This is a genomic window from Shewanella sp. Shew256, assembly GCF_002196695.1.
Taxonomy (GTDB): Bacteria; Pseudomonadota; Gammaproteobacteria; order Enterobacterales; family Shewanellaceae; genus Shewanella; species Shewanella mangrovisoli.
In genome coordinates this window covers 317,465-333,172 of record NZ_NAJR01000005.1, presented here as the reverse complement: position 1 = coordinate 333,172, position 15,708 = coordinate 317,465, and the positions used below count along the sequence as shown (strand labels likewise).

The following is a 15,708-nucleotide window of genomic DNA, read 5'->3' as shown; positions in this document are numbered from 1 at the left end:
TGAGTCGAATATGCTGAAGTTAATCCAATCCAATCAAATGGAAGTGCTCTGTGCCCATCTTGCCGCGTATTTGCGCCAGCCACTACCCGGCGCTGCGTTATTGCAAAGTGAGCATATTTTGGTACAAAGCCCCGGGATGTCGACTTGGTTACGCCTTGAAATTGCAAAACAAAATGGTATTGCCGCCGCACTGGAGTTCCCGCTACCTTCCAGCTTTATTTGGCAACTCTGCCACGATTTACTCCCCAATGTCCCCAAGGAAAACGCCTTCACTAAGGCGGCAATGACCTGGAAGCTGATGCAGCTACTGCCACGGCTTCTGGATGAACCTTCCTTTGGGCCACTGCGCCATTATTTGGGCCATAGCTTAGACAAGGTGGAATCGAGCGCGGCTGACCTCAATAGCAACCATCAGCTTGACGCCATAAGCGCCGATGATATTAAGCTTTACCAACTTTGCGGCCGTATCGCCGATATCTTCGACCAATATTTGGTTTACCGCCCCGACTGGATTGCAGCATGGGAAGCCAATGAACCGCTCCAATCGCTCAAATTGAATGAGGAGCAGAGCTGGCAACCCATCCTCTGGCGCGCACTGATTGCCTACAACCGCGATGAGCTGCGTCAAAGCCACTACCACAGGGCCAATCTGCATCAGGATTTAATTGCCGCATTGGGCGATAGCGCCAATTCACTCGCAAAATTGCCGCAGCGTTTATTTGTGTTTGGGATCTCCTCCATGGCGCCCCAAACTATCGATGTGCTCCACCAGCTCGCGAGCCGCATCGATGTGATTATCTTAAGCCTTAGCCCCTGTCAGCATTATTGGGGCGACATTATCGACCCACGCTATCGGGCGCGTATGGCATTGCAATATGCCGGAAAACGCCAATTAGCCGAGCAATGGGAAGATAAACTCGAAGTCGGCAATCCCCTGCTCGCCAACAATGGCAAGATGGGCCGTGAATTACTCGACATGCTGCTCGAATTGCCCCCAGAACACTGTGACTTTGGGGACGATGTGTACTGCGAGCCCTGCGGTGATCCTAACGATCCCCACTCCAACGCTAGCATGCTGGCAGGGGTGCAATACGATATCTTAGAAATGCAGACACTCGATCGCGTACTCGGGCCGGATGCTGAGCTATATCAAGAGGTCGCGAATCGTCGAGTATTAACAGCCGACGATGATTCAATTCAAATCAAGAGTTGCCACAGCCCGCTTAGGGAAGTCGAAACCCTGCACGATCATTTACTCGATCTGCTCGATAGCGACAACCAACTCACGCCCAAAGACATAGTGGTAATGATGCCGGATGTCGCCGCCTACGCGCCCTATATCGATGCGGTGTTTGCTGCCAAACAGGGACTGGAATATATCCCCTACGCCATTGCCGACCGCGGCGCGGCGCAGGAATCGCCACTCATTAATAGCTTTTTGAATTTACTCAATATTAATCAGAGCCGCTTCGGACTGACGGATATTTTAAGCATTCTCGAAGTCCCAGCCATTTTGCGACGTTTTCAGCTCGAGGAAGACGAGCTGCCACTCATTCGGCGTTGGTTAGATGAAGCCGGTGTGCGTTGGGGCCGCGATGAACAGAGCCGCCTTAAGCAGGGCGTGCCCGCCTTCGAGCAAAACTCCTGGGCCTTTGGCATAAAACGCTTAATCTTAGGCTATGCCTTACGGGACGATGCGCCGCTATATCAATCATCCCCGCAGGGAATGCACTACTTAACCGTTGCTGGGGTGGAGGGCCAATCGGCGCAGGCCCTTGGCAAACTGTTGAATTTTATTGAAGTCCTCGATGAAACCACCCAAGTATTAGCCAAGGCGCAAGCGCCCTCATTGCGATTACTCGAACTCACCGAGCTGTTAAATGCCTTTTACGCCCCCGATGAGGACGAGCGTGAGCAGTTGCAGGAAATTCGCGATGCGATTGCCGCCTTAGAACAAGAGCTGCTTGCCGCAAGCCCTGCCGATATGGGGGCACAGGCCAACGACTTAGATTTAAGCATCGAAGTGCTGGCACTCTGGTTTAATCAACGCTTAACCGAGTCACGTGTCGGCCAGCGATACCTCGCGGGCAGCGTGAATTTTTGTACCTTAATGCCGATGCGCTCGATTCCCTTCAAGGTCGTGTGCCTGCTGGGTATGAATGATGGTGTCTATCCTAGGGTGCAACATCCTGTGGGCTTTGATCTGATGGCGCATTTTGGTGCGCGCAAAGGCGATCGTTCCCGCAGATTAGATGATAGATACCTGTTTTTAGAAGCGTTACTCTCGGCTCGAGAGCAGCTGTATATCAGCTATATTGGCCGTAGTGAACGGGATAACTCGGAGCGTATTCCATCGATGCTGGTCTCCGAGCTGATTGAATATTGTCAGTTGTGTTATCTGCCTGAATCCCTTGCGGCAGAAGCAGCTAATGTCAGTAACGAAGATGCTCAGCAGGCACTACTGGATGCTATTGTGAGCCATCAGCCGCTGCAACCTTTTGATCCTAAACTGTATCAAGCAGCACTGGCGCAAACGCCCGCCTCTAACGGGATAAAACAGAGTTATAGTCAGCAGTGGTGTCCGCCCGCCTCTAACGGGATAAAACAGAGTTATAGTCAGCAGTGGTGTCCGCCCGATAGCCACAGTCAGTTGCAGCATGGTCGATTTATTGAGCCAGATACCCAGATAGTGCTCGAAGATGAGGCACTAGGTGACAGTGTTCAGGATATTGAGCCCCTTGGCGAAGCAGAGCATGTCGATATCTCGGCCTTTATTCGCTTCTTTCGCAATCCCGCGCAGTATTTCTTTAATCGTACCCTGAAAGTCGATTTAAACCTGAATATTCAAGCAGATGATAACGATGAGCCCTTTAGCCTTAATGCGTTAGAGCGCTATTTATTACAGGCTCAGCTCCTTGGTGATGCGCTTGAGCAAGGGCAAAACGAACCCAGTACTGAACTGTTACAACGCCTTAAGGCCAGTGGTAATTTGCCAATGCAGCCCTTTGATGATCTGCTGCTGCGCCAATACAGCCATGATATCGCGCCGCTGATCGGTAGAACCCTGTTTATGCGCGGCGATGTTGCTCCCCGCCATGCCGATATTCGGCTCAGCTTTGAGTTACCCCACGCTCAGAGCGTAGGGACTCAGGTAAAAACTAAACGCGTGCTCCTCGAAGGCCGTATCGATGACATCAGCCCTAAGGGATTGGTGACTTGCCGCCCCGGCAGTGCCCATGGGCGGGACATTTTAGCCCTGTATTTACGTCATTTATGTTTGATGGCCGCAGGAGTGACTCAACCTAGCTACCTGCAACCTAGCTATCTGCTGGATATGGGGCATTTTCATGCCCTCGCGCCCATTACGCCAGCGCTTGCCCATGCGCAGCTTGCCAACTTATTACAGCATTTTTATCAGGGCCAAATTCATCCCCTGTGTTTTATGCCAAGAACCTCCCTCGCCTATGCCAGCGCTGAGGCGCATGAAGCAGAAGACTCGCACACAAGCACAGACCCGCACAAAGCACGGCTCGAAGCGGCACAGAGCGAATGGCTGGACGAGCAAGGTGAACTTGGCGAGGGTACAGATCCCCATTATCAGCGGCTGTTTCATTTTCCCGATGACTTTACCGAGGCACATTTTGGCAAACTCGCCGATGACATCTATCGGCCAATGCTTAGCCTGTATCACAAGGATACCCTCGCCCAACTCGAGGAATTTGCCCTGAATGAAGCCCCAACCGCCAGTTCAGAGGGAGCACTCTGATGACCAAGATATCACCCGCTTTGCCGTTAGATCCGCTTACCCTGCCATTTGGTGGCAGTCGCTTAATCGAGGCCAGTGCGGGCACGGGGAAAACCTATACCATTTCCGGTCTGTATCTCAGATTACTGCTTGGGGATGGCTTAAGCGAACCGCTCAATTGTGAACAAATTCTGGTCGTGACCTTTACCAATGCCGCCACTGAGGAGCTGAGGGACAGGATTCGCCGCCGCATTCAGGTGGCCTTTAAGTGTTTCTTAGGATTAGAGATTAACGATCCTTTTGTGCAGGCGCTGTACGATAAGACCCCTGAAGCCGAGCGCGCTATCGCCCTGAGACGCTTCGATTTGGCGCTCAAATCCCTCGACGAAGCGGCAATTTTTACGATTCATGGATTTTGTCAACGAATTTTGGCCGATCTCGCCTTCGAATCATCATTGTTGTTCGAGTCGGATTTCACCTTAGACGACAGCGAGTTTTTACACCATGCGGTGCGGGACTTTTGGCGTGAGGCCTGCTATCCGCTGCCGGAGTATTTAGCCCAGATCATTGCCAGCGAATTTGGCGATCCCGACGGATTAGTCAAGCAGCTAAGGGCCTTGCTCGGTGCCAGTGAGGCCAAACCGCTTAAACCTGTGCAGCCCTTTGCTCGTTTGGCAGAGTCCTTAAGCCAGAGTGTGCAGCGCTTTAAACTCGCCTGGCCGCGTGGCCGCGACGCGCTGTTAGAGTTACTGCATAGCCTGCCGCTTAACGGTCAACGTTTTGGTAAGGCGAGCGACAATTACCCTAAACTCGCGGAAATGTTCGACCAACTGGACAACTTCTTAGCCTTTGGTCACGGCTTGCCGCCGCTTAAAGTGCTCGAGGCTCTGTCGTTATCCGAGCTTAAGCTGAATAAAGGCGGCGTGCTCCCAAGTGCGAGCGAGGCGCCACTGCTTGATCATATGGAGCAGTTAGCCGCGCTGATTAACGCGATAAAACCCGCATTTCTCTATAGCGCCAAACAAGGGATCAGCGAGCGTTTTGCCAAGCAAAAACAGCAGAAAAATGTGCTGACACCCGATGACTTGCTCACCACCTTGGCAGCGGCGATGCTGGCCAATCCCGACACTTTGCCTAAGGCGGTGGCGAGTCGCTTCCCCGTGGCCTTAATCGATGAGTTCCAAGATACGGACCCACTGCAATTTGCTATTTTCTCAGGGATTTATCAAACCCGTTTGGGGATTGACGCTCAAGGTTTGGAGACTGCCGAACCTAAGGACCGCACGAATAGCAAATTAAGCCTGCTGATGATTGGCGACCCAAAACAGGCGATTTATGCTTTCCGCGGCGCCGATATTTACACTTATATCGAGGCGCGCAGACAGACCCAGGCACACTATTTCCTCGATACTAACTATCGCTCGAGCCGCAATCTGGTGGTCGGCGTGAATCATTTATTTGCCCAGCATTCGGATCCTTTTATCAGCCAATCGATTCCCTTCGATCCAGTAAAGACGCCAGCCAGTGCGGCGGCCAAACAACTCGTTGAGCATGCGCCCAATAGTGCCGCACTGCGGTTAAAACTCTTGAGTGAAGGCGAAACTGGGCTCAATAAGGCCAGTGCTCGGCAAACCTTGGCCGAAGACACCGCCGCCGAAATAACCCGTTTGCTGACGCAGGCCGCCAATGGTCAATGCCGTACGCCCAAAGGGCCATTAATTGCTAAAGATATCGCCATCTTAGTGCGCGATAGAAACGAAGCGGCCGTGATGAAAACCGCGCTGAGCAAGCGCCAGATTGGCGCCGTCTTTTTAAGTCGCGACAGCGTATTTGAAACCGTCGAAGCGCGGGAAATGGCGCTCATTCTGCGCGCCTTGGCCAGTCCCAAGGACGAGCGTGCCCTGCGTAGCGCCCTTGCGACCGCCCTGCTTGGTTATCGCGCCGAGCAAATCCATGCCTTTAACCAAGATGAAGAGCAGCGCCAAAAACTGCTAGAGCAGTTTTTTGAGCTGCACCAGATCTGGCAAAAACGCGGCATTATGCCAGCGCTGCTCAGCCTAGCCAATGCGACCCAGATGGTTGCACGGCTGCTGCATTCTCCCGATGCGACAAGCATTGACCAAGCGGAGCAAGATGCAGCCGCTCATCTTGAGGCAAGCAATGGCGAACGTCGACTCACGGATTTTCGCCACTTAGCCGAGCTGTTACAGCAAAAGGCGACCGAAATTGATGGGATCAGTGCCCTGCTCAACTGGTATGAGCAACAACTGATTGATAACACAGGGACAGATGAGCAGCAGCTGCGCCTTGAAAGCGAACAAAACTTAGTGCAAATCGTCACCATCCATAAGAGTAAGGGGCTGGAATACCCAGTGTGCTTTGTGCCCTTTGTCAGCCTTGCGCGGGACAATCGCCGCCGCCCGACACCCATGCTCTACCACAGAACCAATGCCGATGGCGCGCAGGAGCTGGTGTGGGATTTAGAAGGCTCGGATGAAGGTTGGGAACAGGCAAAGCAGGAAACCTTAGCCGAAGATCTGCGTCTGCTCTATGTGGCGCTCACCCGCCCCGTGTACCTGTGTTATTTGTACATCGCCAACCATAGCCGCATGTTAAAGGCGGGGCTTAAAAGCCAGCTGCATGAAACCGCCATCGGTTATCTGCTTGGGATCACTGACACTGATTGTGATTTTTCACGCCTACAAAATGCCGCCAAGGCGCTGGTCGCAGGTCTCGAGTCGAGTCCGCCTGCGATCAGCATTGAAGTGGTGGCCGACGACATTGAGACTAACAAGCTGCATACGGGAGGAAGTGATTCTCATACCTTGAGTGCCCGTAAGGTCAGCCGTCAGTATCGTACTCCATGGCGCGTTGGCAGTTATTCTGGCTTAGTTAAAAATACGCCCCACGCTAAAGCCACTCCCGGCGCCGATGATGAAGTGAATGCCGTATTGGGCACCGATACCGCAAATAGCGCTATTGATCCCTTGTGGCCAGATTCCTTATGGCAAGATGCTTTGTGGCAAGAAGCAGATCCACAGCAAGCACAACCTCTGCTCAATCGCTTTAGTTTTGAGCGCGGCGCCAACGCGGGTAGTTTTATGCACTTAGTGCTTGAGTTAATTGATTTTACTCAACCTGAAATCGACTTACCGCGAGAGCTACCTAAGGCCATGTTGCAATACGGCATTGCCCCCGAATGGCAGCCCATATTAGAGGATTGGTACCTTGAGGTATTGCAAGCACCACTGGCATTAATGGCGCAGGATAATCAGCTTATCAATCCCGAGCTGTGTTTAGCCGCGCTCGCGCCGCAGCACACCTTAGTCGAGATGGAGTTTTACCTGCCCCTGAATCGCTTAAAAGATACTGAGCTTAACCAACTCCTAGGGCAATTTGGCTACGACACCGAGCTGCAGTTTGACGAATTACAGGGCATGCTTAAGGGGTTTATCGACTTAACCTTTGAATATCAAGGCAAGTTTTATATTGCCGACTATAAGTCGAACCATCTGGGGGATAATATTCAGGCCTATCATCATAGTGCGCTGAAACAGGCGATTGGCGATCATAGGTATGATTTGCAATATATTCTCTACTCCCTTGCGCTGCACCGCTATTTAGCGATGCGCTTGCCCAATTATGATTACGATACCCATATCGGCGGCTGTTATTATTTGTTTTTACGGGGAATGTCGGTGCAATATCCAGGCTTTGGTATTTATTACGATAAACCGCCCAAGGCGCTTATTTTGGCCTTAGATGCGTTGTTTCAGCGCAGCCTAGAGACAAGCTCAGTGAATCAACAGGATACGGGAGCAATGGCATGAACCACAGCACCGAACTGACGCCCCCAAAAGTATCACCCCAATGGGCTGACGCTGGCGCACTCAGACTCAAGGCGCCGCTCACAGAACTGCTCAAATACTGGGAACAGGAGCGGCTGATCACCCCGCTCGACCGCCATTTTGCCCTCGAGATGGCCAGGCTTCACCCCCATGACGCCCAAGAGCCGCTGTTTATGCTGCTGTGCGCCCTGTTAAGCCAACAGCTCTCGGCCCAACATACCTGCCTAGTGCTCGAACATATAGTGCCAGCCAATCCGATGGCAGAGCCGGTTAATCACTGCCAAATCCGTTTGAGCCTGCCAGAGCTGATTGCAAGGCTGCAAAATTTTGAAGCCGTTGGCGAACCTCGCAGCAATAAGCCACTGATTTTTGATGGCGGCCGACTCTATCTTGAGCGTTATCATCATTTCGAAACCGAGGTGGCCAGTGCCCTGACGAGGCTATCTTTAAGTCAGCCCGCCAACTGCAATGATAAAGATTCAGACGCGCCGCTACGCAGGCAGCTCGATTACTTATTTCCAAACGCAGTATCTTCCCATGCAACGTCAACCCTTGAACCTCATATCGACTGGCAAAAGGTGGCGACGGCAACGGCGCTCGGTAAAAAGCTTGCAGTGATCACCGGCGGCCCAGGCACAGGCAAAACCACCACAGTAACTAAATTACTGTTGTTACAGCAATTAGACTCACCAAAACAGATAAGACTCGTCGCCCCGACAGGCAAGGCCGCCGCCCGATTAAGCGAATCGATTAAGGCCTCGAAAGCAAGACTCGAGCAGGAACTCAAACAGGCTCAAGCGACAAATGAACAAGAACAAAGTCACGAAACTCAAGCGCTGTTAGCCGCGCTTAAGCAAGTGCCGGAAGAGGCATCAACCTTACATCGTCTGCTGGGGGTAATTCCCAATTCGGCGCAGTTTCGTCACCATCAGGGCAATCCCCTGCGACTAGATCTCTTGATTGTCGATGAAGCCTCAATGGTCGATTTGCCTATGATGTATAAGCTGCTCACGGCCCTCCCCGAACAGGCGGGTTTGATACTGCTTGGGGATCAGGACCAACTCGCCTCGGTTGAAGCTGGCGCCGTGCTAGCCGATATTTGCGCAGGGCTAAAATACGAGTCGAAGCAACACTCTGAATGGCGAATGCGTTATAGCCAAGCCCAGGCCGAACAATTGAGCAAGCTCACCGGCTTTGATCTGCGCGCCTATATTCACCGCGAGCCAAAGATTGGCGACAGTTTGTGTATGTTGACCCACAGCCACAGATTTAAGGGCGATGCGGGCATTGGCCTATTAGCCAGTGCGGTGAATCGCTCCGATCTGGCGGGGATTTTGACCGTATGGCAACGGGGACTGGCCGAGCTTACTTGGCTAGAACACGGTATGGATCTGAGCCAGACCCAAGCCAAAATCAGCGAGCCTGCAAACAACAGCGGCCTTCATGCCCTGCTAACACAGGCCTGTGAGCAATACGCTGAGTATTTACGTCCGCTGCAAATTTCAGATCCAAGCAGTGTGCCAAGCGCCATCGAAGCCATTGCCCGCTTTAACCAGTATCGCATCCTGTGTGCCATGCGCAGTGGCGATTATGGTGTCGAAGGTATCAATCAAGCTGTGACTAAAGCGCTGTCTCAGGCCAAGCTGATCCATCCCCAGCAAGAGTTTTACCTCGGCAGGCCGATTATTATCCAAAGCAACGACTATAACTTAGGTTTGTTTAACGGTGATATTGGCTTGATTTTGCAGGATGAAAACAGGCCAGAGCGCCTGATGGCCCACTTTATTAAAGCCGACGGCAAACTGCTTAAAGTGCTCCCGGCAAGGCTGCCTAGCCATGAAACCTGCTACGCCATGACGGTACATAAAAGTCAGGGCAGTGAATTTAATCGCGTCGCCCTCGTACTTCCGCCAAATCCGAGCCTAGTACAGTGGCAATTGCTCACCAAGGAGCTAGTCTACACTGCGATTACCCGTGCAAAACAACACTTTAGCTGTTTAGGCACACAGCAAGTCTTCGAGCGTGCAAGCCAACAAGCTACCCAGCGGGCCTCAGGTTTAGCCGATAGGCTCTGGCGCGATAAAGCGATGACAGATTAATAGTTAACTTATTGAGTAACATTAAGAATCAACAAGTAAAAGGATCTTAAGATTGACGGAACAAGCCATGATCAAATTGCATCAGCTGCAAGATGTCATCAATTTATTTGATGGCATTAAAGCTGAGGCGCAATTACCCGCACAATGCTACGAATGCTCACGTTATATTCGTTGGTCAGAATTTGAGGCAATGCAAGTATACGAGCTTGATTTTGAACCTTATTTAACCGTTGCAGCAAACTGTGATATGCGTTTTTTTACCCTGTATCAGAGTCAGCACCGCTTATACCTTGCCCACTGCAATTATGCGGGTCACGCGCCGCGATGGGAGGCTCGCCCCATCACCTTGTCGCAACTAACGGATACCGCGTTAATGACGAGGCTGATGCAAAACCACGCCTATCAGTTAGGGCTCAATATCAACCTCGATTTGGATTATCCAGTCTAATCGTACTTTGTTGGGCTGAAATGCATTGTAATAGACTGATTATCATCAAAGTCTTTGGTCACTGATAAAGGAAGCAAGGTTTGAAGGCGCAAGTAAAAGATAACTATCAAATCACAGTGGCGACCTTTGATAAATATGCCAAACAGTATCAGGACAAATATCTGGAATTTGCCCAATACACCCAAACCTATGATTGCCTCCTGAGCTATCTCACCGCAGACAGTCGCCTACTCGATATCAGTTGTGGGCCGGGCAGTATCAGTCGATATCTGGTCGCGAAGGAAGCTAAATTAACGGTTTTTGGTATCGACCTCGCCCCGCAAATGATTACGCTCGCGAAACAAAATGTCCCCTCAGGTCACTTTGAGATCATGGACTGCCGTCATCTTCATAAGCTTATTGACCGAAACATGCCGCCGTTTGATCTTATCGCCTGCGGCTTTGCACTGCCTTACTTATCCCAAACGGATCTGGTCGCGTTTTTTGCACATCTTCGCGCCCTGATTGCGCCGCAGGGCATAGTGTATCTGAGCACCATGGAAGGTGAAGATAGCCGTTCTGGTTTACAAACTGGTAGCACTGGCGACAGTGTCTATGTGCATTACCATCAATATGATTTTATTGAACAACAACTTGCCGCCAATGGTTTTCAGATACGAGATGTCAAGCGCCAGCTCTTTCCAACAGCTGAGGGAACAACAGCTACAACGGATCTCTTTATTCTGGCGCAGGCAGGTACCTAGCTTAAGCAGACCTTAGCCGAATAAACACGTAGCCCATTGCAATCATTAATGATTCACTCACAACCGCCCTATTAGCCGATAAGACCAATCAATATTGCGTTAATCATCTATCGATAAAAATGCTTTACCTTTGTGTTGAACCGCAGCCCTTTACTGCACAAAATAACATCACTTAATCAGCCCCAAAGCGTAAGAACCTATCCAATCAAGGCACAGTTTGTTTCTCTTTGTCGATCATGGGTAGATTTTTTGCTTATAAACTCGGCAAATAGGAGCATGACAGACTAGGCTTTTGTTGAAAGCCAATTCGGAGCGACTAAATAGCACACTAAACAATCAGCTAAAAATATAATGAATATCAGATGGATATAAAGAACATCATACTATATGTTAATAAGAGGTTAATTCGACGACGCGTCTAAACCTCACTCCTACATATAGGTTTGATGAACCTGTGGTGTATAAGCAGATAGCACAGTGTCGTTGTGATGCTTTCTTGTTAATAACCAAATGATTAATAAAGGAATGACATTATGTTTTGGTGGAAAGTTAAATCAAATAACAGGGATGCGAACAGCCATTCATCAGGTTTTACAGCAGCCGAAACGCTTGAGAATGAACTGGCGGCGATTCGTGCCTACACCGCCTATATTTGTTTCACACCTAAGGGTGAAATCATTGAAGCCAATGATATTTTCTTGGATGTAATGGGTTACAGTGCCAACGAAATCCTTGGTAAACACCATAGAATGTTTTGTACGACGCAATACTCGGGCTCGCTGGAATATCAAAAGTTTTGGCAGGAACTTGCTGCAGGCAATGCGTTTACGGGGACATTCCAACGTTTAAAGAAAAACCACATCCCAGTTTATGTCGAGGCCAGTTATTTCCCCGTAAAAAACAGTGCGGGTGACGTCGTGAAAATCATCAAAATCGCCAATGATGTTACGGCGTCACAACTTAACCTCATTGCTAAGAATGCCATTCTCGATGCCCTCGATCGCTCCCAAGCCGTTATTGAGTTTTTACCCGATGGCACAGTGATCACCGCGAATCAAAACTTCTTGGATATCATGCATTACCGTTTAGATGAAATCCAAGGTAAGCACCATAAGATGTTCTGCGACAACGAGTTTTACCGTATTAGACCCGACTTTTGGAAACGACTTGCCGCAGGCGAACATTTCACCGGACGCTTTAAACGCATCGATGCACATAACAATGTGATTTGGCTTGAAGCCACCTACAATCCGATCCGTGATGCATCAAACAAAGTGTATAAGATCGTAAAGTTTGCTTCGGATATCTCCCATAGGGTCAATACCGCCCTGCAAGCGGTGGACATGGCGGCGGCGACGTCAGAGCAAACCTCACAAATCACCACAAATGCAGTGCAAGTACTGAACGAAGCCGTCTGTACTTCGCATCAAATTGCCGAGCAAGTTAAAAACGCCTCGAATATTGGTGGTGAGCTACTCGTACAATCAAAAAATATCAACGACATAGTGATCACCATCCGTGGCATTGCAGAACAAACCAATTTACTCGCCCTTAATGCGGCGATTGAGGCGGCAAGAGCGGGCGATTTGGGTCGAGGTTTTGCCGTCGTAGCCGATGAGGTCAGGAAGTTAGCCTCACGCACCTCCACGGCGACCAGCGAAATCGCGAATGTGGTTCAGCAAAATACCGACCTTATCAAAAACATCGATCATCAACTGAGCAACATCACCAATGTGGCATTGCATGGGGAAGACAGTATCAATCATGTCGCCGCCGGTCTTGCCGATGTCGGTAATGGTGTCAGCCAATTTGTCGCTATGGTTGAACAGCTAAGGCCCTAATCAACGGTAATGAACCTTAGAGTACACTTAATTAACAATAGGTTAGCACCAGTGAATAGCAGTATTCTTTTGCTGTTGATGGATAAAACCGTGCGAACTCGCGCCATGACTCTGTTACAATGCCAACGTATGAATGTCCTCTGCGACTTACGTTGATATGTGTGGAGCCTATGTCTAAAACGCCAACCTATTCGCCCGCCAATACTGTGGTCGTACTCGATTTTGAAACTTCTGGGCTTTCGCCCAATCAAGGGGCACGTGCCATTGAAATTGGCGCAGTATTAATTGAGCAAGGGCAAATTACCGCGCGCTTTTCTGAATTAATGAATCCAGGATTTCGGATAAACAGTTTTATTGAAGATTACACAGGGATCAGCAATCAGATGCTCGCCCATGCGGCGCCCTGTGCAGAAGTCATGGTCCGCTTTGCTGAGTTTATCGGTAAACATCATTTAGTTGCCCACAATGCCACCTTCGATCAACGCTTTCTCGATGCCGAATTTTCCCAGATCGGCCATCAATATCCCGGCCAATTTGGTTGCTCGTTACTGCTGGCGAGGCGCTTATATCCTGAGGCCATTAATCATCAACTCGCGACCTTAGTTCGCCACAAACAGCTACCGACTAACGGTACTTATCACCGCGCCTTGGCAGATGCGGAAATGACCGGACATTTATGGCTGCGCATGCTGGCCGATCTTAAACAAGGGTATGCGATTACTGAGCCGCCCTTTAGCCTGATGCAGAAAATTATGGCTAAGACAAAGGCCGAGGTGCCTAAGTTTTTGCGCCAGTACGCCAGAGGTTAGTCCTATTTTAGGTCCTCCACCAGGCAAGTTGAGTATATCGAACCAATAAAAAAGCCGAGTGTTATCAATACACTCGGCTTAATGATTCAATCAAACTAGATACGACTTAAGTAAGCGGCGTACAGTCAATCCCGCAGGAGCTACGTACCACTAACGTCGTTGGGATCAACTGCGGGCTCACCGCTTGACCACGAATAAGCTTGAGTAGGCTTTCCACTAAAATCTCCCCCGCTAACTGGGTATTTTGCTTAATGGTGGTTAGTGGCGGATTGGCAAAGCTCGCCACGGGAATATCATCGTACCCGACGACTGCAACTTGCTCGGGCACTAAGATCCCCTTCTCTTTTAAGGCGCGGATCGCACCTATGGCGATTAAATCACTGGCTGCAAAAATCGCGTCGAAATTCAATCCTTTATCGAGCAACTCCAAAGTAGCATAGTAACCCGCCCCCTCAGTGCTGATAGCCGAAATCTGCCGACGAGGATCGACAGTCAGCCCAGCGGTTTGCAGTGCTTTGACATGGCCTAAATATCTGTCCCTAAATTCAGGGCAATGACTCGATGCCCCGCCCAGAAAGGCAAAATCCTTACGGCCGAGGGAAATTAAATGCTCAGTGGCAATTAAGCCGCCTTGGTGATTATCACACCCGATGGATAACACGGATTTATTGTTATGCTCGGCGCCCCAAATCACAAAATGGGTGTTCTGTGCCAGCAACTTTTCGAGCTTTTGCTCGTAATCCATGTAGTCGCCGTACCCCAGCAAGATAATGCCATCGGCTTTATTGCTATCTTCATAGTCGGCATGCCAATCACTGGAAAGTTGTTGAAATGACACGAGTAAATCATAACCTTGCTGCGCCGTCGCCCGCGTGATTGAGCCTAACATCGACAGAAAAAAGGGGTTGATCAGTGAATCATCATTGGTGGGATCTTCACACAACAACAGGGCTAAGGTGTGGCTATTTTGGGTGCGTAGATTACTGGCGTTTTTATCGACTTTGTAGTTGAGTTCTTTCGCAATTGCTTGGATCCGTTGACGGGTTTCTAAATTGACTAACGGACTATTTCTCAAGGCTCGGGAAACCGTAGACTGGGATACACCAGCACGATAAGCAATATCAATCGAGGTCGCTTTCGATGCCATAGCAAGGTCACCATAATTATTATTTTGAGGCGATACTAAAACAGTTCGAATGACTTGTATAGCCGAAGGGTTTACAACTGACTAACAAGTTAGCAGGGATGAAAACCTTGATGAAAATGGCTGCAAAGCTTGTACAACAAACGCCCTCACCCATGCTAACAAAGCAGTGTCGATACAACTAAGGCTTATACCGACACCCAACAGCGCTAAACAAAAGTTAAATTCCTAACTCATCGAGCAAATCATCGGCATTCGTACTGGCGATGGCGGGTTTATCCGTCATACGGCTCCAGGGTGATGCGGTATCTGGGTGCGAAGACGCATTAGCGCCAAGACCATGTTGTTCGAGCAAGCTGTCAGGGTCGAACTCTTCGTCGTATTCAAACTCATCGAGTTTTATAAACTCGGTCTTATCCATGGCAAATTCGAGGTAGAAAATATGATTATTTTCAGTCTTAAAGGACACGCGTCTGGCGACAGCATCGTCTAAGTTTGCATCGATAGAAATCGTCAGCTCTTTGTTTATGGTTAACATTTTAGGCTGACTTTGGCTAATGGAGGTTTGCAGCTCCTTGGAAACCTTATTAATAAAGTCGCCCAAGATTTGGTTCATCAACTCGCCCATCACGTTCCCCACTTCATCGGACGTGTGGGAAAAGGCGAGCTCTTCCTCTGGCATGCCCATATTGAGCATATAGCGGCGATAGATTTCGATGGCCGCAGGGGCAGAAAAGTTGATTACCACTAACCCTGAAAAGCCGCCATCAAAAATCGAAAAACAGCCTAGGTCGGGTTTTAAGCGGGTGCGAGTAATGCTTTGCACCATGCCCGCGTGGCTCACATGGCTGGCACTGGTGCTCGATAACACATGGGCGACCGAGTGGCATAACTTCAGTAAAATATCATCCGAAGTCACAATAGTGTTTGTTGTCATAATCCATTCTCAAACTAAACCGATGATTAATCTTGCGCGTAAAAGCATAAAAAATCAAAACCAAAACAATTAATTAGCAGTCTGGTTCTGAAAT

Annotated in this window: 9 protein-coding genes; 7 read left to right on the top strand and 2 right to left on the bottom strand. The window is 49.7% G+C overall.

From position 1 onward, the window contains the following. Nucleotides 1-10: 10 nt before the first annotated feature. The 7 genes from recC (at nt 11) to B5P39_RS11930 (ending at nt 13,533) form a co-directional block, all read left to right on the top strand. Nucleotides 11-3,766, top strand: a complete 3,756-nt coding sequence (recC, locus tag B5P39_RS11960) for an exodeoxyribonuclease V subunit gamma (protein ID WP_088211662.1) — start codon at nt 11-13, stop codon at nt 3,764-3,766. Next, complete coding sequence (gene recB / locus B5P39_RS11955) at nt 3,766-7,575, top strand: exodeoxyribonuclease V subunit beta (protein ID WP_088211661.1); 3,810 nt, start codon at nt 3,766-3,768, stop codon at nt 7,573-7,575. Before recC ends, recB begins: the two co-directional genes overlap by 1 nt. Further along, entirely contained in the window at nt 7,572-9,692 is a 2,121-nt protein-coding gene (gene recD / locus B5P39_RS11950; protein WP_088211660.1) for an exodeoxyribonuclease V subunit alpha, read from the top strand. The genes recB and recD overlap by 4 nt, the downstream gene beginning before the upstream one ends. A 67-nt stretch (nt 9,693-9,759) precedes the next feature. Beyond that, nucleotides 9,760-10,140: a hypothetical protein gene (locus tag B5P39_RS11945; RefSeq protein ID WP_088211708.1), complete on the top strand. Its 381-nt coding sequence runs from the start codon at nt 9,760-9,762 to the stop codon at nt 10,138-10,140. Between the two features lie 80 nt (nt 10,141-10,220). Next, nucleotides 10,221-10,883: a class I SAM-dependent methyltransferase gene (locus B5P39_RS11940; protein ID WP_088211659.1), complete on the top strand. Its 663-nt coding sequence runs from the start codon at nt 10,221-10,223 to the stop codon at nt 10,881-10,883. Between the two features lie 533 nt (nt 10,884-11,416). Beyond that, nucleotides 11,417-12,724 (top strand): methyl-accepting chemotaxis protein, encoded by a 1,308-nt coding sequence (locus B5P39_RS25140; RefSeq protein WP_088211658.1) that lies wholly within the window; start codon nt 11,417-11,419, stop codon nt 12,722-12,724. A 170-nt stretch (nt 12,725-12,894) separates the two neighbouring features. Continuing rightward, nucleotides 12,895-13,533, top strand: coding sequence for a 3'-5' exonuclease (locus tag B5P39_RS11930; RefSeq protein ID WP_088211657.1), 639 nt, complete (start codon nt 12,895-12,897; stop codon nt 13,531-13,533). A gap of 106 nt (nt 13,534-13,639) precedes the next feature. Here the strand turns inward: B5P39_RS11930 and B5P39_RS11925 are convergent, their stop codons facing one another. Next, nucleotides 13,640-14,680 carry a LacI family DNA-binding transcriptional regulator gene (locus B5P39_RS11925; protein WP_088211656.1) on the bottom strand — a complete coding sequence of 347 codons (1,041 nt, stop codon included), beginning with the start codon at nt 14,678-14,680 and terminating at the stop codon, nt 13,640-13,642. A gap of 217 nt (nt 14,681-14,897) precedes the next feature. Beyond that, a complete protein-coding gene (locus B5P39_RS11920) occupies nt 14,898-15,614 on the bottom strand; it encodes a DUF3334 family protein (protein WP_011717202.1) in 717 nt (238 codons plus the stop codon). Between the last annotated feature and the right edge of the window lie 94 nt (nt 15,615-15,708).